This is a genomic window from Aeromonas sp. R5-1, assembly GCF_040908265.1.
Classification (GTDB): Bacteria; Pseudomonadota; Gammaproteobacteria; order Enterobacterales; family Aeromonadaceae; genus Aeromonas; species Aeromonas caviae.
Window position 1 is genome coordinate 1 of record NZ_JBFODJ010000048.1, and the last position, 17,992, is coordinate 17,992.

A 17,992-nucleotide genomic window follows, 5' to 3' on the forward strand; every position below is an offset into this window, starting at 1 on the left:
GACTTGTTCGCACCTTCCTTAGCGACTAATCAGATCGCACAAACTGGACTGAGTTCCCTTCCTCCGGTGATCTACTATTCGGAACAGCTATTTAGGGTTCAGGGACAAGGGGGAAGAAGAAAAGATGCTGCATGGACTGAACCATCTCACGCTGGCAACCGGCGATCTCGACAGCAGCGTTGCCTTTTATGTCGACTTGCTGGGATGTCGCCCCAGGGTGAGATGGGCACGGGGAGCCTATCTCACCCTCGGCGATCTCTGGCTCTGTCTCTCCTGCGATCCTCCCCAACCGGCCAGAGATTACAGCCATGTCGCGTTTGGCATCTCGCCTGAACAGTTTCCTGCCTTCTGCACCCGTCTGCGCGCGGCGGGCGTCGTGGAGTGGAAGAAGAACAGCAGCGAAGGGGATTCACTCTATCTGCTGGATCCCGACGGGCACCAGTTGGAAATCCATGCAGGCAACCTGGATAGCCGCCTCGCCTCCCTCAGACAGCAACCCTATGAGGGTCTTATCTGGTTCGACGGAGCCGGATTCACCCCTGCTCGGCACGAAGATGGTAGTGACGATTGCTGCCCTGCCCCAGCACGCCCTGCGCCAGCAGATGCTGGAACACCCGGTCCACCTCCTCCAGAGACAGTGACAATGCCTCTGCCACCTTGCGTTTGCTGCATTTGAGCTCGCCGCTCTCCAGCGCGCCGCGCACCTGGGCGACCACGGCTGGCTCGGGCATGGGTCTGCTGATGGCTGGCGGCTCCGGGGTCGGCACTGCGACCCGGGCCTCGGCTTGCGCCTTCTCCCGTTGCCACATCCATTGACGGCGGAAGCGGTTCTCCTCACCGATCAGGCTGACGAAAAAGGCACCAAACGCATCGAGCAGGATAGACAGGAAGCAGACCAGCAGGAACTGCACCTGGCCGATGCTCATGCCCACCCCGTCCGCCAGACTGCTCATCAGCCCCAGCATGGAGGACTGCTCCCCCAGCGGCTTGGCGTCCCGCTCCTGGCGCAGCTCGTCCTGACGCAGCCTGAGCTTGGTGTTGGCCTGCTGCAGACCGCTGACGCCGCTCGAGATACGCGCCATCTCGATGTATTTGCGGGCCGCCTCTTCGTTGAGCTGGATCTGCCGCTCTATGCTGGCTATCTGCTCGTCGAAACGGGCTATCTCCCGCTCGTGACGCGCCTGCTGGCTCAGGATGGTGTTGGTGGCGCTGTTGATGCCGCCGATACTGCCCCCGATGGAGATGGCGGCCAGCACGCTGTAGAACAGCAGCGACCAGAAGGCGCCGCCCAGATCCCGCCTCGCCTTGCACTCGCCGTACTCGTACCAGACATAGAACTTGCCCAGCTCGAAGATGATGGCCAGCCCGCCGAACAGCCACTTCATCAGGGGGTTTTCGTCGATGGAGAGAAACAGCAGCAGGGAGAAGACGATGGAAGCCAGAATGGCCAGCCCGGTAAAACTGTAGACAGTCGTGAGGGCGAACCATCCCTTGGGGTAGCGCAATGCGGCGCAAGCCTGAGTAGTCATGATGAAACGGGAAACGTCTGCAGGAAAAGTTGGCTGCCGATTATAGTCGCCACTCCCCCGGAGAGAAGGGCAAATCCCCGAATTCCCGCCCATGGACGATCAGCTGCCCAGAGTGCGACCAAAACGTGCAAATCGGCAGCAGAAAAACACTACAATCGACCCCGTACCTGAAGGACATCTGCGGTTATGCTCGGGTTAAGCCCGCCGCATTACACTCATTTCCACCGAACACGACTCGAGGACATCATGAACAGAACGACGGCTTTGTTGCTCTCTCTTTTTCTGATCACCGGTAGCGCCCTGGCACAGGACGAAGGGAGCCAGACCTTCTCCGTGGATGCGCTGACCTTCAATCTGGACTGGAATGACACGCAGTTTGACTGGTCCCAGAGCAACTGCTTCGATCTCGGGAGCGGTGACGCGGCCGCCGCCGACTGCAAGAGGACCAACCTCAATCTGGAGGACGAGACGCAGCGCAACCAGCCCCCCAGCACCAACCAGATCAGCACGCAACCGGATCAATGATCCCCCTGACAGGAGCCTTGATGCGATGACCCACATGACCATGACTTCCCGCGGCGCACTGCTGCTCTCCCTGCTTCTGGTTCAGGGAATGGCCTTTGCTGCCCCCCCTTCCAAACACGATGACGACATCCGGATCTCCACCGACCGGGGCCGGGTAAGCCTGGATTGGGACGACAAGGAGTACGAGTGGTGGCAGCACAACTGCCTGGATGTCAGCACCCGGACCAGCCGCATCCAGCTCAACTGCGACAACATGGATGGCAAATACCGCGACCATTACAACCGCAGCATTCACAGTGGCAACAACCCGGGTCAGGGCCATGACAAGCCCAGGAACAAGCACGGCGGCAACGGCCACCAAAAACACTGACCAGCATGCCCATGGACATGGTTGAGGGGCCTGTGGCCCCTGGAGTCATGTCCCCTACCAGTAGTTTTCCATGCTGATATTGCCGGGGGCGCGACGCAGGTTCTTGGCAAGCCCCAGCCCGAGCAGGGTCTGCTGAGTCTCTTTCACCATGGCGGGGTTGCCGCAGATCATCACCTGGCTCAACTCGGGGGAGAAGTTCAGCCCCACCCTTGCCTGCAAGCTGCCATCGACGATGGCTGCCGGGATACGCCCTGCCATCGCCCCCGGCCAGGTCTCACGACTGACGAAGGGAACATAGCGAAAACGCTCGCCATGCTGCTCGGCAAAACTGGCGATAAGCGGCTGATAGCTGAGCTCTTCCCCTTTTCTCACCCCGTGTACCAGCACCAGATGCTCGAAGCGGTCGAAGACCTGTCCCTCGGCCAGCATGGCGAGGAAGGGGCCGATGGCGGTGCCGGTTGAGAGCAGCCACAGGTCCCGTCCCGGGGGAATCTCATCCAGGGTCAGAAAACCGGTGGCCTGGGACTGCACCAGCAGGCTGTCGCCCACCTGCAGGGAACCGAGAGAGGGGCTCAGTTCACCGCCGGGGATCTCCACCAGATAGAATTCGTGATAGGGCGTGCCGGGAGGATTGACGAAGGAGTAGGCACGCTGGACGCGACGCTCGCCCTGCTCCAGGGCCAGCTTGGTGAATTGACCCGCCTTGTAGGGGGCAAGTTCCGCCTCCACACGCAGGGAGAGCAGGGTGGGTGTCCACTCGATGCGCTCGATGACCCGACCTTCAACCCAGGCAGCCATAAAGGTTCTCCTCCAGAGGAACAGACCTTCACTTTACCCCTTGATCTGAAAATAAAAAACCCGCGCATGTGCGCGGGTTTTTCTGCAAGAGCGGAACGCTATTACAGAGCAACGACCTGGATTTGTACGGTTGCTTTGACGTCAGCGTGCAGCTGAACAACAACTTCGTACTCACCGGTGTTACGCAGAACATTGCCCATGCGGACTTCGCTCTTGGCAACGGCTACGCCGGCAGCAGTGATGGCTTCAGCCACGTCACGGGTACCGATGGAACCGAACAGCTTGCCTTCGTCGCCAGACTTGGAGGCGATGACAACGGCAGCCAGCTCACCCAGCTTGGCAGCGCGCTCTTCGGCAGCAGCCTTGTTGGCAGCCAGTTTGGCTTCCAGCTCAGCGCGACGAGCACCGAAGGCTTCGATGTTGGCCTTGGTGGCCATAACAGCTTTGCCTTGCGGGATCAGGTAGTTACGGGCATAACCAGCTTTTACGGAAACTTGGTCACCCAGACCGCCCAGTTTGGCGATCTTATCGAGCAGGATAACTTGCATTACCTTTCCTCTATAAATTTCGTTGAGTTAGGCGTAAGCGCCGGGCCGATTCTTACTTGTTGTGCAGATCGGTGTACGGCAGCAGAGCCAGGTAACGAGCACGCTTGATGGCGCGTGCCAGCTGACGCTGATACTTGGCGCGGGTACCGGTGATACGGCTCGGTACGATCTTGCCAGATTCAGTGACGTAGTTTTTCAGAGTAACGATATCTTTGTAGTCGATCTCGGTAACGTTCTCGGCGGTGAAGCGGCAGAACTTACGACGACGGAAATAACGTGCCATGGCCTTTATCCTCTAATGCGGTGATCTAAGAATTACTCTTCGGAAGACGCTTCAACAGCATCTTCGCGACGCTCGTCGTCACGACGGGTGAAGCGCTCTTCCTTGGCCTTGGCCATCGGAGAAACTTCAGTCACGGCGTGCTTGGTGCGCATGATCATGTTGCGGATAACGGCATCGTTGAAGCGGAAGTTGGTTTCCAGCTCATCGATAACGGCCTGTTCAGCTTCTACGTTCATCAGAACGTAGTGAGCCTTGTGCAGCTTGTCGATCGGGTAAGCCAGTTGACGACGGCCCCAATCTTCCAGGCGATGAATGGTACCACCAGCGGTGGTGATAGCGCCGGTGTAACGCTCGATCATGCCAGGTACTTGCTCGCTCTGGTCCGGATGAACCATGAAGACGATTTCGTAATGACGCATTTTAGCTCCTTACGGATTAATTCAGCCTCCGCCCAGGTGCAGCCAGACCTCGGAGGCAAGGAACATAGTGATGTTTAGACGCTGCTTTCTAGGGCGGCGTATTGTACGAAATCACCTCTCCCACTGCAACTGGCGAAGCAAGATGTTTTTCTCGATGAGCCCGATACAAAACTTTAATTGATAACAATTATCATTTAGATCCATACTCTCCTCATATCCCCACGGAGGATGACAGTATGCAACCTGCGCTCACCACGGCCATCCCGGCCCGCAAATTCAAGCTGACCCTGCTCGGCCCCGCCTTCATCGCCGCCATCGGTTATATCGACCCGGGCAATTTTGCGACCAATATCCAAGCCGGCTCCACCTTCGGCTATCAACTGCTGTGGGTAGTGGTGTGGGCCAATCTGATGGCCATGCTGGTGCAGACCCTCTCGGCCAAGCTCGGCATCGTCACCGGCAAGAACCTGGCGGAGCACATTCGCGACCGGCTGCCCAAGCCGGCGGTCTGGGCCTACTGGGTACAGGCGGAGATCATCGCCATGGCCACCGATCTCGCCGAGTTCATCGGCGCTGCGGTCGGCTTCAAGCTGCTGCTCGGCATCACCCTGCTGGAAGGTGCCTGCATCACCGCGGTGGTCACCTGGGGGATCCTGATGTTGCAATCCCGCGGCCAGAAGCCGTTGGAGTTCGTGGTGGGAGGCCTGCTGCTGTTCGTGGCCGCCGCCTACATCGTCGAGCTGATCTTCTCGCGCCCCTATCTGCCGAGTCTGCTGGAAGGGGCACTCTTCCCCGGCCTCCCCAATGGTGATGCTGTCTATCTTGCTGCCGGCGTGCTAGGTGCCACCGTGATGCCCCATGTCATCTACCTCCACTCGGCCCTGACCCAGCACACCCAGGAGCAAGGCACGGTGACCCAGCGACTGCACAGCACCCGGATCGACGTGGCCATCGCCATGACCATCGCCGGCTTCGTCAACCTGGCCATGATGGCCATGGCGGCAGCCGCCTTCCACAGCTCCGGCAACCAGCAAGTAGCCGAGCTGGAGTCGGCCTACCAGACCCTCACCCCGCTGCTGGGCCAGGCGGCCGCGACTCTGTTCGGCCTCTCCCTGGTCGCCTCCGGCATCAGCTCTACCGTGGTGGGCACGCTGGCCGGCCAAGTGGTGATGCAGGGCTTCGTGCGCTTCACCATCCCGCTCTGGCTGCGCCGAGCCATCACCATGGCTCCCGCCTTCGTGGTGATCGCCATGGGCCTCAACACCACTGAAATCCTGGTGTTGAGCCAGGTAGTGCTGAGCTTCGGCATCGCCCTCGCTCTCATTCCGCTGCTGATCCTGACCGGTGATCGCGCCCTGATGGGGGCACATCGCAATCACCCCGTCACCCAGGCCGTGGGGCGCCTCATCGTCGCCCTGGTGATCGGCCTCAATGCCTATCTGCTGGTCACCACCCTCTAACGCCATCTTGAGGCTCATTGACCCGGGTTGATGAGCCTCTTCGCACTTTCGCGTATGCTGCCCCTTTCCCTTCTCATCATCTCGTTGCGGGAGCCCTGCCATGGAACATACCCGAGCCAGCTTCGTACTGGGCCACCATCAGGAACAGGCCAGCGTCGTCTGTTGCAAACAGGGGGATCCGACCCTGCTGGTCACCGACCTCACCCCCTTTCATCCCCAGAGCCACCTCTGGCCCGATCAACCCGGTGACGTGGGCACTGTGCGCTGGGAAGGGGGGGAAGCGGCCGTGGGCCCCTGCCGCATGGGCGCCATCAGTCCCGAGGGCGAGCTGTTCGTGGATACGGAGATTCCGGTCAAGCGAGGGGTGGATGGGTGGGCTTTCGTGGTGGTGCATCCCCTCGCCGGTTCCCATCACCTTGCCATTGGCTCGCCTGTGGAACTGACAGTGGATGCCGAGGCACGCCATGCCCTGAGCCTGGGCCACAGCGCCTGCCACCTGGTGGCACTGGCCCTCAATCGGGCGCTCACGCCCTATTGGCGAAAGGAGACAAGCGAGCTGGACGCTCTCGGGCAGCCGGATTTCGACCGCCTCGCCACCCAGCACTCCCGGGTCGAGCCCAGAGGATCAAAGGAGCAGTACCGGATCGGCAAGAGCCTTCGAAAAAAGGGAATTAACAGCGAGGCACTGCTGGCCGACCTCGACAGGATAGCGATCCAGGTCAACGAGCAGCTGATGCGCTGGCTCAAAGAAGGAGGCGAGATCCGCCGCAGCCGGGCCGGTGATGCCATCATCGATTCCCGCTACTGGCATGGCATGGTGGACGGTCGGGAGATCACCATTCCCTGTGGCGGCACCCATGTGGGCACTCTGACCGAGTTGGGCCAGGTTCAGGTGACGCTGGCCTCCAGTGAAGAGGGATTTACCCTCACCACCCGGGTCACCCCCTGAACCACCCCAGCCCTCCTGATGCCGCACCGCCCTGACCGGGGCGGTGTCCCGACAGAGAGACCGCAGGCAGATCAGCGCGGCGGTATCTCACCCCGGGCTGACGACCACATGGCCACGGGGTAGCAAAAAACCATGCGATGCACCACGGGTGAGGGGCCACTTGCCCCTTTCCTGGCGCCTGACGGCGTCAGGCAGGCTCCCTTCGCATCCCCATGTGAGGGATGTCATCTTCCAGATACCCTTCCCCTTCGGCCACGAAACCATGCTGGCCGTAAAAACCTTGCAGGTGGGCCTGTGCACCGAGCCAGATGCTGTGTGCAGGCCAGCGTGTCTCGCACTCTCTGACCGCTTGCGCCAGCAGGCGGTGACCCAGTCCGCCCCCCCGCAACGTGGGAGAGGTGACCACGCGGCCGATGGCGGCGCCGCTGTCATCACCAATGCCGGGTGCCATGATGCGGGCATAGGCCGCCAGGTGATCCCCCTCACGACCGAGCAGATGCAGCACGCCGTCACGGCGATCCAGCCCGTCCAGATCCTGGAAAGGGCAGGTCTGCTCCACCACGAACACCTCGGCGCGCAGGGCAAGCAGCTCATACAATTCATCCGTGGTCAGCTCGGACCAGGATTTCATACTCCAGTTCATGAATGACTCCTGTTTAATGGGGTCTGACAGCATAATCTTGCCCCCGACGAGGGGCATTAACCTTGGTTAAGTTGCCCCCCTTTTCATCCAATGCGGACATGGCCGGCAAAGAGCCGATCTCTGCCCAGGTTCATCGGCCCCCCCCCCTGGCTCAACCCTGATCGCGCGTTTTCAGCCGCCTGCGGATGCGGCTCAGGCTGATGGGGGTGATCCCCAGATAGGCGGCAATCTGGTGATCCGGGACCCTGGCATCCAGCGCGGGGAAGCTTCGCAGAAAATGCTGATAGCGCGCCTCTGGACCCCCGGTCAGCAGCAACAGCTCTTTCTCCTCCTTGATGCGCAGTTGCACTTCAAGGAGATGGTGATACCAGGCGGGCCAGCAAGGGAGTCGGCGCAGATCCGCCAGCGGAAGAAGCTGCAGCCGGCAAGGCTCCAGCGCCTCCACGCTGTAGCGGGCGGGCTCACCACTGAGCAGGTGGTGGAAGTCGAGGAACTCGTCACCCTCCCAGTAGAACTCCTTGATGTACTCACGGCCATCCGCCAGCACCACCTTGGCCCGCAGCAGTCCCTGCTCCACCATCACCAGCAGATCAGGTCGATCCCCAGCATGCCAGAGGCAGGCACGGGGGCTCAGGGTCAGCGGACGGGCAAAAGAGAGGAGGCGCTCGGCCTCCTGCTCATCTGCAACCCGTTCCCAGACAAAGGGGGGTCTGTCGGTCATCGTCTTGTCAGACGCGGCGCTGGCGCACGGCTTCGAACAGGCAGACACCGCTCGCCACCGAGACGTTGAGGCTGGATACTGCCCCCGCCATCGGGATGCTCACCAGCTCGTCGCAATGTTCGCGGGTCAGGCGGCGCATCCCCTTGCCTTCGGCCCCCATCACCAGCGCCATGGGGCCGGTGAGTTTGGCCTGATAGAGATCGTGATCCGCCTCGCCGGCGGTACCCACGATCCAGACGCCGCGCTCCTGCAGCTCGCGCAGGCTGCGGGCCAGGTTGGTGACCTGGATGAGCGGCACCACTTCGGCGGCGCCACAGGCGACCTTGCGCACCACGGACGTGAGGCCTGTGGCCTTGTCCCGCGGCACGATCACCGCATGTACCCCGGCCGCATCGGCACTGCGCAGACAGGCGCCGAGATTGTGCGGGTCGGTCACCCCATCCAGTACCAGCAGGAAGGGCGCTGTCTCTTGCGCCGCCAGACCGTCCAGCAGGCTGGCCAGGTCGTGCTCGGCCAGCTTGGGCGCTTCAATCACCTTGGCCATGATGCCCTGGTGATTGTTGCCTTCCGCCTTGTCATCCAGCGTCTTGCGGTTCACGCTCTGCACCCTGATACCGAGGGATTCCAGCTCGGCCAGCAGGGGATGCAGCCGCTCGTCATCGCGGCCCTTGAGAGCCCACACCTCGATGAAGCGCTCGGGGGTGCGCTCCAGCAGCGCGGAGACGGCGTGAATGCCGTAGATCAGTTCAGTACTCATTTAGTGCTCTTGGCCTTGTCGCGAGCCTTTTTGCTCGGTCGTCTGTTGCTGGGCTTGGCACGGCCACCCTTGTCGGATTTACCGCTCTCCTTGCCCTCTTTGCGTTTCTCGTGGCGCTGGGCGCTCTTGGCCTTCTCTTTCTTGATCTCGGCCTGCTTGCGCGCCATCTCCTTGGCGTTCTTGCCGGTGGCCTTGAGGGGCTCTTCCACCATCACGAAGTCGATCTTGCGATCGTCCAGGTTCACGCCCATCACCTTGACCCGCACCTTGTCACCCAGACGGTAGCGGCGGCGGAAGTTCTCGCCGATCAGCTGCTGGTGCAGCGGGTCGAACTGGTAGTAGTCGTTGGTGAGGGTGCTGACGTGCACCAGACCGTCGATGTGGATCTCCGCCAGACGCACGAAGAAGCCAAAACCGGTGACGCTGGCGATGACGCCGTCAAACTCGTCACCCACGTGATCCAGCATGTACTCGCACTTGAGCCAGTCTGCCACGTCGCGGGTGGCATCATCGGCACGGCGCTCCGTCATGGAGCAGTGCTCGCCCATCGGGTCCACTTCTTCCAGCTGGTAGTGGTAGCCACCGCTCGGCGTCCACTTGTGGCGCAGGTTGCCCTGCTGCTCCTTGGCGGTCTGGTACTTGATCGCCCGGTGCAGGATGAGATCCGGGTAACGACGGATTGGCGAGGTGAAGTGAGCGTAGGACTTCAGGGCCAAGCCGAAGTGACCGATGTTGTCGGCCTGATAGATGGCCTGACGCATGGAGCGCAGCAGCATGGTGGAGAGCAGTTCCGCATCCGGGCGCCCTTCGAATTTGGCGGCCAGGTCGGCAAAGTCCTTCGGCTCGGGCTCCAGGCCCCCCTTGAGCTCCAGACCCAGTTCGGCCAGGAAGTCACGGAAGCCGGTCAGACGCTCCTCGCCCGGGCGGTCGTGCACCCGGAACAGGGCGGCGGCCTCGTTCTTCTCGATGTAGCGGGCGGCTGCCACGTTCGCCTGGATCATGCACTCTTCGATGATCTTGTGGGCGTCATTGCGCACCAGCGGTACGATACGGTCGATCTTGCGCTGGGCGTTGAAGATGAAGCGGGTCTCCTCGCTCTCGAACTCCACCGCACCGCGTTGATGACGGGCATGCTTGAGCGCCTTGTAGAGGTTGCTCAGCTCCTCGATGTGGCCCACCAGCGGATCATACTGCTGACGCAGCTTGGGATCCCCGTCCAGGATCGCCGCTACCTTGGTGTAGGTCAGGCGAGCGTGGGAGTTCATTACCGCTTCGTAGAACTTGTAGCCGGACATGCGGCCGGCGGCGGAGATGGTCATCTCGCACACCATGCAGAGCCGGTCGACCTGCGGGTTCAGGGAACACAGACCGTTGGAGAGCACCTCCGGCAGCATGGGCACCACGAACTCGGGGAAGTAGACCGAGTTGCCGCGCTGATAGGCTTCGGTGTCGAGGGCCGTGCCCGATTTCACATAAGCCGAAACGTCCGCGATGGCGACCCACAGGCGCCAGCCACCACCGCGCTTGGCTTCACAGAAGACGGCGTCATCAAAGTCGCGGGCGTCTTCCCCGTCGATGGTCACCAACGGCAGGGCGCGCAGATCGATGCGACCCTCTTTGGCCTTCTCCGGCACCTGCTCGCCGAGACCGGCGACCTCCTTGGTCACCTCTTCCGGCCAGGTGTGCGGAATGCCGTGGGTACGCAGGGCGATCTCGATCTCCATGCCGGGCGCCATGTTCTCACCCAGGACTTCCAAGACGGTGCCGACCGCATTGAAGCGGGCAGTGGCGCGCTGGTTGATGCGCACGACCACGACCTGGCTCTGGCGAGCTCCCTTGTTCTCCCCTTCCGGGATGATGATGTCCTGGCCGATGCGGCTGTCATCGGGTACCACGAAACCGACGCCGTTCTCGACGAAGTAACGACCGACGATGTCCGCCTCGCGGGATTTGAGCAGGCGCACCAGACGCGCTTCCTGACGACCCTTGCGATCGATCTCAGTCGGCTGCACCAGGGCATAGTCGCCATGCATCAGGCGCTGCATCTCGCGGTTGTTCAGGAAGAGATCCGCTCCACCACCCTCGGGGCGCAGAAAACCGAATCCATCTTTGTGGCCAAGCACATAGCCTTTGACCAGATTCAGGCGATCCGGCAGGGCGTAACATTGGTTGCGGGTGAACACGAGCTGCCCGTCGCGCTCCATGGCACGCAGACGACGTCGCAAGGCTTCCAACGGCTCTTCATCGGTCAGCTTGAGGACCTTGGCCAGCTCTTCCCGGGACATGGGTTTCTCATGGCCCTTGATGAGCTCCAGCAGCATCTCGCGACTGGCGATGGGGTTTTCGTATTTTTCGGCCTCGCGTTGGAGGAAAGGATCTTTTTGAGACATAAGCAGGCCTTAGGGTAGGTAATAACGCAGACATTATATCGGAGGGGGGAGCTAATGGCATCCATCGACTGCCTTTTGGCCATTCTCTCTGTCATACTGGACACAGTTTGCAGGTATGTGAGACTCGGAACTCATGAGCAAGGACTCGTTCGCCCAATCTGCCGCCTATTTGAAACAGGCGGTTCCCCTGATGATCAAGTATCAAATTCCCACCACGCCGAACAACTATCACCTTTGGTACAGCTATGTCTCCGGCGACATGCCCGAACTCAACCATGCCGTCGATCAGGCGATAAAACAACAGGGGACCTTCTCCCTGACCACCTGTGAGCGTCTCTACCACCAGCACCTTGCGGCTCAGGACGAGCAGCAGATGGAGGCGATGAAACTTAATCTGGCGGCCATGGCCAGCGAGCTGAGTCACTCGATGCAGGATGCCATCTCCGATACCGGGCTGTTTCAGGAGATGCTCGACAAGAGTTTCGACAAGCTGAGCAAGATTGATGACGAGGGGCTCAGCCTGGAAGACACCATGGGGATCCTGCGGGATCTCGTGCGCGAGTCACGTGACGTACGCATGTCCACCCTCCACTTTCGCAACCAGCTCAGCAGCGCCGAGAAAGAGATAAAGGAGCTGAAACAGGCCCTGAACGAGACGAGGAAGCTCGCCACCGAGGACCCGCTCACGTCTCTGCTCAATCGACGCGCCTTCGATCTCGAGATGGACAGCCTCATCCGTAGCAAGCAGCCCTTCTCCCTGATCCTGACCGATATCGATCGCTTCAAGAACTTCAACGACGAATACGGACATCTGCTGGGGGACCAGGTGCTGCGCATCGTCGGCAAGCGGCTGCGAGAGGCCAGCAAGGAGGGCATAACCGCCTATCGCCTGGGGGGTGAGGAGTTTGCCCTCTTGGTGCCAAACCGCGCCCTGGCGCTGACCCGCCAGATGGCCGAGAGCCTGCGTCGCGTCATCGAGCGGATGTCGATTCTGGATCGCAAATCCGGGCGACGCATCGATCACATCACCGCCTCGTTCGGTGTGGGGGAATACATCCCCCAGGAGACGGCAGACACCCTGATCGAGCGTACCGACAAGCTGCTCTACAAGGCCAAGGAGCTGGGACGCAATCGGGTGATGCCACTGCCCTCCTGATCCCACCAGATGCAAAAAGGCCGGTCATTGACCGGCCTTTTTCATGCTTCCCTTCTCGGGATCAGAGGCTTTTCAGCTTCTCTTCCGGCAGGGCCAGCTCGTCATTGTGGTTGACACCGATACCGCGCTCCAGCACATGGCGGGCGATGGCATGGGCCTCTTCCAGCGAGTGCATGCTGTAAGTACCGCACTGGTATTCGTTCAGCTCGGGGATCTTGCCCTGATCCTGCACGGTCAGCACGTCGCTCATGGCGGCCTGCCAGGCAGCGCCAACACGGGCTTCATCCGGCGCACCGATCAGACTCATGTAGAAGCCGGTGCGGCAACCCATGGGAGAGATGTCGATGATCTCCACCCCATTCCCATTGAGGTGGTCACGCATGAAGCCGGCAAACAGATGCTCCAGAGTATGGATGCCGCGCTCGGAGAGGATCTCCTCGTTCGGCACGCAGAAACGCAGGTCGAACACGGTGATGGTGTCCTTGTTCGGGGTCTGCATGGTCTTCGCCACCCGCACTGCCGGGGCGGCCATGCGGGTATGATCGACGGTAAAACTGTCCAATAACGGCATTTCTGACTCCTGATTTGGTTACCAGAACCAGCCCCCGCTGGAGAGCTGATCCTTGCATTGTCGATACTGGGCACCGTAGCGCTGGGCACGGGCCTCCACCTTGCGGGAGACCTTCATCAGCCATCCCTTGCTGCGGTAGCTGCCACGTCGGTAGCCCCCCCAGCCTTCGTGATAATTGAGATACTGGCCATAGGCATCCCACTTGGACGTGCCGTTGAGCCGCTGTGCCTTGTGAGTGTACCAGCCCATGAAATCGATGGCGTCGGCAAAGTCGTCGCGATCGCTCCAGCCGTTGCCGGTTTCCCGCTGGTAGTCGGCCCAGGTTTCGTCTTTCACCTGGGCATAGCCGTAGGCTGAACTGGCCCGCCCGGTGGGGATGAAGAGGAAATACTGCATCGGCGGCTGGGCATCGTGCACGAAGGAGGACTCCTGGTACATCATGGCCATCACTACCTGGACAGGTGTCCCCCACTTCTCGTTCATCTTGAGCGCCGCCTCGTGCCATTCGGGTTTCTCCCGAAAGATCTGGCACAGGTTTTCCGGCTGGGCCGGCGGCCGGGTACTGCACGCGGTGAGTGCCATCAAGCACGCCGCCACGACCCCGATACGGTACAACGACATCAGAACGACAGACTCTTGCTGTTCATCACAGGGCACATCCACCACATCAGATCGCGTCTTCGTTCTCTTCACCAGTACGAATACGAATGACGCGCTCCACCTCGCAGACGAAGATCTTGCCATCACCGATCTTGCCGGTACGCGCTGTGTTCTGGATGGCTTCCAGGCAGGCATCGAGATCCTCGTCCTGCACCACCAGCTCCACCTTGACCTTGGGCAGGAAGTCGACCATGTACTCGGCACCGCGATAGAGCTCGGTATGGCCCTTCTGGCGGCCGAACCCCTTGACCTCGGACACTGTCATGCCGTTGATGCCGATCTCGGCCAGGGCCTCGCGCACATCGTCCAGCTTGAACGGTTTGATGATGGCTTCAATCTTCTTCATGGTGACTCCTTACCAGTTCTGTTTGCCGAACCCGGACGTGATGGGATAGCGGCGGTCCTTACCAAAGTTGCGAGCCGTGATGCGGGGGCCGACGGCGGCCTGACGGCGCTTGTATTCGTTGAGATCCACCAGACGGATCACCTTGCGTACCACCGCCTCTTCGAAACCTTCCGCCACCATGTCGGCGACAGACGCATCCTCTTCCACGTAGCGCTTGAGGATGGCATCCAGAATGTCATAGGGGGGCAGGCTGTCCTGGTCCACCTGATCAGGTGCCAGTTCGGCCGACGGGGGACGATCGATGACCCGCTGCGGGATCACGTACTCCACGCTGTTGCGATATTCGCACAGCTTGAAGACCAAGGTCTTGGGGACGTCCTTGAGCACATCAAAGCCACCCGCCATGTCGCCATACAGCGTGGCATATCCCACGGCCATCTCGCTCTTGTTGCCAGTGGTCAGCACGATACGGCGGCGCTTGTTGGACAGCGCCATCAAGAGTACACCGCGGCAGCGGGCCTGCAGGTTCTCTTCGGTGGTGTCGCGGGCGGTCCCTTCAAACAGAGGTGCCAGCTGCGTCATGAAGCCTTCGAACATGGGTTCGATGGAGATGATGTTGAACTCCACCCCCATCCGCTCGGCCTGCTCCTTGGCATCCTCCACGCTCATCTGGGCGGTGTATCGGAACGGCATCATCACCGCCTGCACCTTGTCCGCCCCGATGGCGTCGGCCGCAATGGCCAGGGTCAGCGCCGAGTCGATACCACCGGAGAGGCCCAGCACGGCGCCCTGAAAACCGTTCTTGGTGACATAGTCGCGCACCGCCAGCACCAGGGCCTGATAGGTCTCGGCCAACGGCTCCAGCGGTGCGGCGGGTTCCCGCTCCTTCACCGGCTGACCATCGGCAAAGCGCACCAGCGCCAGCTCTTCGGCAAATGGAGCAAGCTTGTGGGTCAGCTCGCCCTGGCTGTTGAACACCTTGGAGCAGCCGTCGAAGATCAGCTCGTCCTGGCCGCATACCTGGTTGAGGTAGATGAGCGGCAGGCCGGTCTGATCGCAGCGTTCCGCCATCAGCTCGCGGCGGATCCAGGGTTTTTCCTGATCATAAGGAGAGGCATTGATGGTGAGCAGCAGCTCGGCCCCCGCCGCCTTGGCGGCCAGCGCCGGACCCGGCTGCCAGAGATCTTCGCAGATGAGCAAACCCAGCTGATGGCCACGGAACGGCACCACACAGGTATCGGCCGCCGCAGTGAAGTAGCGCTTCTCGTCGAACACCCCGTAGTTGGGCAAGTCCTGTTTGAAATAACGTGCCCGCAGTTGACCGCGCTCGTAGAGAGACGCCGTATTGTAAAGCGCCCCCTCTTCGCGCCAGGGATGGCCCACCAGAATGGCACATTGTCCCTGCCATGCCGCGATGCGGGACAGCGCAGCCTCGACCCGGATCATCAGGTCGGCGCGCAACAGCAGATCCTCAGGCGGGTATCCTGTCAGGGCCAGCTCGGAGCAAACCAGCAGATCGGCCCCTTGCTGATCGGCCAGGGCTGCTGCCGCCAGTACCTTGTCACAGTTATCTTCGATGGCGCCTACCGTCAGATTCAACTGGGCAAGCATCAGAGAGAGGGCTTTTGCCATGGCGATGCATCTTGAATTCGAAAATGATGGGGAATGATAAAGAAAAGGCGCTGGCTGTGCCAGCGCCCGAAGGCAATGGATAATAAATCACCCGAGTATCAGCATATCAAGGTGGAATACTGCAGCTAGTCGGGAGGGGGTCACTGGGGGCTGGGTTCGCATTTTTCAAATCATCCGACACCATCAACACACAGTCGCCAGCACTGGTTCCGCTGCTCGGCAACGTAAATGACAGTAGGCTAGGCGTAAAACTAAACTTGTTCTTACTCGGCGTCAGGGTGAAGAAGCTGCCCGCCGGACCGGAACAGGAATAACTGGCCTCAGCTGGTGAACCGATATCCTGTACCGTACACGTCACATTGCTATTACTGATGGTTGCATTCAGATTTTTAGAGGTTTCTGTACAGGCCACTGCGGTATTAACATCCGGGTTCTGACCCTTACCTTTTTCCGTATGAAGGTCTAGGCATTTGATCACCCCAGTGATACTGGTTGTCGGTACCGTCGATGGGATCGGGATCGTCACCTGCAGGGTAGAGGTCATAATAGCACTGGAGCTAGCATCCTCTGGCAGCACAGCAGCCCCGACAACCCCTGAATTCCCCTGATAACTTGTGGCGGTGATCGTGATAGGGGTATTGGCCACCGGCGTACCACTGTAGGTGGTGCTATTAGCCGTCAACCGTCCCCGGCTATAGGTGCCATAGTAGTTATTAGCCGTATTCACCACGGTCGCTATCGGTTGGCTCGTCACGCTCCCTTTGGATGCATTACTGCTGCTCCACGAACTCAACAGCGTCATGTTCACATCTTGGAACGGGATTTTGGCCAGAATCGGCTCGCTTACTCCGTCCTTAAAAACCTCATCGTCCAGATAGCTGGGCGGCATTATATCCACATAGATACCTCGGCTTATCAACTGCACCGTGCCAATGGGCGTTGTCAGTGCCGTCGTATTGCCCGAAGGCTTATTCGCCGCTAGCCAAATATTGAAGGATTGAATGGCGGGGGCAGAACTGGGTGCTGACCAACTGCTGTCGGTATTCCCGGAGAAGGCCGTTTTCTGCCATTTAGCGTGGGTCGTCACCACATAGGCGACATAGGCTTGATAGTTGGCAAGGTTGGTCGCATCATTGAGAAAACTGGCCGAGAAACTGGTCAAGCTCGCGAGACGCCAATCCGGAGCGGGACGATAGAAACCATCGATGCGGATAAACCGGCAGGCATCGAGGTAATCCCCACTACTCGCCGCCACCAAAGTGCCACCGCTGTCCCTGTACCTGCTCCTGCTTGTGTTCAGGGGAGAGAAATAACCTGCAAACCCCTGGCTATTCACATCATAATGTTCTCTGCAACAGGTTGAACAAAGCGTCCCTTGTTGATTGGCCTTTCCGTCCAACACACCGATGGATTTATTCAGCTGGCTGCCGACCTGCCAGTATTGCACCTTGCTCGATTCGATATAGGTTGGGCTTGCTGGCAGGTAGGCGCTGCCCGAGTTGCCGGAGAAGGTGCAACTGCAGTAGACGGTGGCGGTATCTTGCATCGCCTTCCTCGTACTGATGCCATTCGTGGTCAAGTAGGTGGCCGTATCAAATTGGATGGTGCGACTGGAGCCCGAACCTGTTGAGATCTTGGGTAGCGGCTTGCTGGTCTCCTTGTTATTGCCATCACCCAGTTCAATCGCGACCACATCGGGCACGCTCCCCTTGGTGTAATCGACCTTGGGCCCATCCCGCGGTTTGACCAGACCGTCGCCGGTTTCTTCTTTGGTAAAGGAGCCGGTGGGGGAAATAGCGCCGGCCAGTTGCAGAAAACGTGAGTCGCCACCGTTATCATTCCAGGTAACAGTGACCACTATCAGTTTGCGCTGCGGATAGTCGTAGAGATAGGCGGCAGGCTTGGTGGTTGTCCAGGCTCCTCCATCCAGATACTGGTCGCTGACCGTCCAGCTCACCCCATAGCTGTCATTCGAGAGTGACTGGCTGCTGCCGCTCCCGGCGGTAATACTTTTAAAGGCGGTTAGTGGCGGGGTCGCGGTGCGCACTGCGTTGAAGTTGCGAAACTCGTCTAGCCTAGACTCGGCGAGCCGCATGGCGATCTCGTAGCGCCCGCCTTCCCGTGCCGTGCCCAGCATCCCCTTCGCCAGAGAAACGAGCCCTGCCACCCCCACCCCTAGCAGCACCAGGGTAATCAGGATCTCCAGCAGGCCAAATCCTTTCTGCTTTTCCATAT

The 17,992-nt window shown here is 60.2% G+C and carries 19 protein-coding genes and 1 pseudogene; 6 read left to right on the forward strand and 14 right to left on the reverse strand.

Features of this window, described 5'->3' with window-relative positions:
* Nucleotides 1-124: 124 nt before the first annotated feature.
* Nucleotides 125-517, forward strand: a pseudogene (gene fos, locus AB5Y64_RS06345) (fosfomycin resistance glutathione transferase); the annotation flags it as partial.
* Between the two features lie 16 nt (nucleotides 518-533).
* On the opposite strand, the gene AB5Y64_RS06350 reads toward fos, so the two are convergent.
* Nucleotides 534-1,529 (reverse strand): hypothetical protein, encoded by a 996-nt coding sequence (locus AB5Y64_RS06350; protein ID WP_049636447.1) that lies wholly within the window; start codon nucleotides 1,527-1,529, stop codon nucleotides 534-536.
* Nucleotides 1,530-1,775: 246 nt separating this feature from the next.
* Between AB5Y64_RS06350 and AB5Y64_RS06355 the strand changes: the two genes are divergently transcribed.
* Nucleotides 1,776-2,054: a hypothetical protein gene (locus AB5Y64_RS06355; RefSeq protein WP_053059839.1), complete on the forward strand. Its 279-nt coding sequence runs from the start codon at nucleotides 1,776-1,778 to the stop codon at nucleotides 2,052-2,054.
* Nucleotides 2,055-2,079: 25 nt separating this feature from the next.
* Nucleotides 2,080-2,424 carry a hypothetical protein gene (locus tag AB5Y64_RS06360; RefSeq protein WP_266110124.1) on the forward strand — a complete coding sequence of 115 codons (345 nt, stop codon included), beginning with the start codon at nucleotides 2,080-2,082 and terminating at the stop codon, nucleotides 2,422-2,424.
* A gap of 54 nt (nucleotides 2,425-2,478) precedes the next feature.
* Here the strand turns inward: AB5Y64_RS06360 and AB5Y64_RS06365 are convergent, their stop codons facing one another.
* The 4 genes from AB5Y64_RS06365 to rpsF form a co-directional block, all read right to left on the reverse strand.
* The gene (locus AB5Y64_RS06365; protein ID WP_039040002.1) at nucleotides 2,479-3,222 is read right to left on the reverse strand and encodes a ferredoxin--NADP reductase; all 744 of its coding nucleotides are present in this window, start codon (nucleotides 3,220-3,222) and stop codon (nucleotides 2,479-2,481) included.
* A gap of 101 nt (nucleotides 3,223-3,323) precedes the next feature.
* Nucleotides 3,324-3,770: a 50S ribosomal protein L9 gene (gene rplI / locus AB5Y64_RS06370; protein WP_010673120.1), complete on the reverse strand. Its 447-nt coding sequence runs from the start codon at nucleotides 3,768-3,770 to the stop codon at nucleotides 3,324-3,326.
* Between the two features lie 52 nt (nucleotides 3,771-3,822).
* A complete protein-coding gene (gene rpsR / locus AB5Y64_RS06375) occupies nucleotides 3,823-4,053 on the reverse strand; it encodes a 30S ribosomal protein S18 (protein WP_005313392.1) in 231 nt (76 codons plus the stop codon).
* A 32-nt stretch (nucleotides 4,054-4,085) separates the two neighbouring features.
* Entirely contained in the window at nucleotides 4,086-4,472 is a 387-nt protein-coding gene (gene rpsF / locus AB5Y64_RS06380; protein ID WP_005331771.1) for a 30S ribosomal protein S6, read from the reverse strand.
* Nucleotides 4,473-4,708: 236 nt separating this feature from the next.
* Here rpsF and AB5Y64_RS06385 point away from each other — a divergent pair, with 236 nt between their 5' ends.
* The gene (locus AB5Y64_RS06385) at nucleotides 4,709-5,932 is read left to right on the forward strand and encodes an Nramp family divalent metal transporter (RefSeq protein ID WP_368203509.1); all 1,224 of its coding nucleotides are present in this window, start codon (nucleotides 4,709-4,711) and stop codon (nucleotides 5,930-5,932) included.
* A gap of 100 nt (nucleotides 5,933-6,032) precedes the next feature.
* Complete coding sequence (locus tag AB5Y64_RS06390) at nucleotides 6,033-6,881, forward strand: hypothetical protein (protein ID WP_113978532.1); 849 nt, start codon at nucleotides 6,033-6,035, stop codon at nucleotides 6,879-6,881.
* 187 nt (nucleotides 6,882-7,068) lie between these two features.
* Here the strand turns inward: AB5Y64_RS06390 and AB5Y64_RS06395 are convergent, their stop codons facing one another.
* The 4 genes from AB5Y64_RS06395 to rnr all read right to left on the reverse strand — a co-directional run bounded on the left by AB5Y64_RS06395 (nucleotide 7,069) and on the right by rnr (nucleotide 11,392).
* Entirely contained in the window at nucleotides 7,069-7,524 is a 456-nt protein-coding gene (locus AB5Y64_RS06395) for a GNAT family N-acetyltransferase (RefSeq protein ID WP_124243879.1), read from the reverse strand.
* A 151-nt stretch (nucleotides 7,525-7,675) separates the two neighbouring features.
* Nucleotides 7,676-8,245 (reverse strand): Crp/Fnr family transcriptional regulator, encoded by a 570-nt coding sequence (locus tag AB5Y64_RS06400; RefSeq protein ID WP_113978535.1) that lies wholly within the window; start codon nucleotides 8,243-8,245, stop codon nucleotides 7,676-7,678.
* A gap of 7 nt (nucleotides 8,246-8,252) precedes the next feature.
* A complete protein-coding gene (gene rlmB / locus AB5Y64_RS06405) occupies nucleotides 8,253-9,002 on the reverse strand; it encodes a 23S rRNA (guanosine(2251)-2'-O)-methyltransferase RlmB (protein ID WP_041214488.1) in 750 nt (249 codons plus the stop codon).
* Nucleotides 8,999-11,392, reverse strand: a complete 2,394-nt coding sequence (gene rnr / locus AB5Y64_RS06410; RefSeq protein WP_113978536.1) for a ribonuclease R — start codon at nucleotides 11,390-11,392, stop codon at nucleotides 8,999-9,001. Before rnr ends, rlmB begins: the two co-directional genes overlap by 4 nt.
* A gap of 133 nt (nucleotides 11,393-11,525) precedes the next feature.
* Between rnr and AB5Y64_RS06415 the strand changes: the two genes are divergently transcribed.
* Nucleotides 11,526-12,548: a GGDEF domain-containing protein gene (locus tag AB5Y64_RS06415; protein ID WP_041214487.1), complete on the forward strand. Its 1,023-nt coding sequence runs from the start codon at nucleotides 11,526-11,528 to the stop codon at nucleotides 12,546-12,548.
* A gap of 61 nt (nucleotides 12,549-12,609) precedes the next feature.
* Here the strand turns inward: AB5Y64_RS06415 and luxS are convergent, their stop codons facing one another.
* From luxS to AB5Y64_RS06440, 5 genes are all read right to left on the reverse strand, one after another.
* A complete protein-coding gene (luxS, locus tag AB5Y64_RS06420; protein WP_010673112.1) occupies nucleotides 12,610-13,119 on the reverse strand; it encodes an S-ribosylhomocysteine lyase in 510 nt (169 codons plus the stop codon).
* 18 nt (nucleotides 13,120-13,137) lie between these two features.
* Nucleotides 13,138-13,740, reverse strand: a complete 603-nt coding sequence (locus AB5Y64_RS06425; RefSeq protein ID WP_041214486.1) for a transglycosylase SLT domain-containing protein — start codon at nucleotides 13,738-13,740, stop codon at nucleotides 13,138-13,140.
* A gap of 46 nt (nucleotides 13,741-13,786) precedes the next feature.
* Entirely contained in the window at nucleotides 13,787-14,125 is a 339-nt protein-coding gene (gene glnB / locus AB5Y64_RS06430; protein ID WP_005308848.1) for a nitrogen regulatory protein P-II, read from the reverse strand.
* A 9-nt stretch (nucleotides 14,126-14,134) separates the two neighbouring features.
* On the reverse strand, nucleotides 14,135-15,757 hold the full coding sequence (locus AB5Y64_RS06435) for an NAD+ synthase (protein WP_124243877.1): 1,623 nt from the start codon (nucleotides 15,755-15,757) through the stop codon (nucleotides 14,135-14,137).
* A 106-nt stretch (nucleotides 15,758-15,863) separates the two neighbouring features.
* Complete coding sequence (locus AB5Y64_RS06440) at nucleotides 15,864-17,990, reverse strand: prepilin-type N-terminal cleavage/methylation domain-containing protein (protein WP_279976206.1); 2,127 nt, start codon at nucleotides 17,988-17,990, stop codon at nucleotides 15,864-15,866.
* Nucleotides 17,991-17,992: the final 2 nt, after the last annotated feature.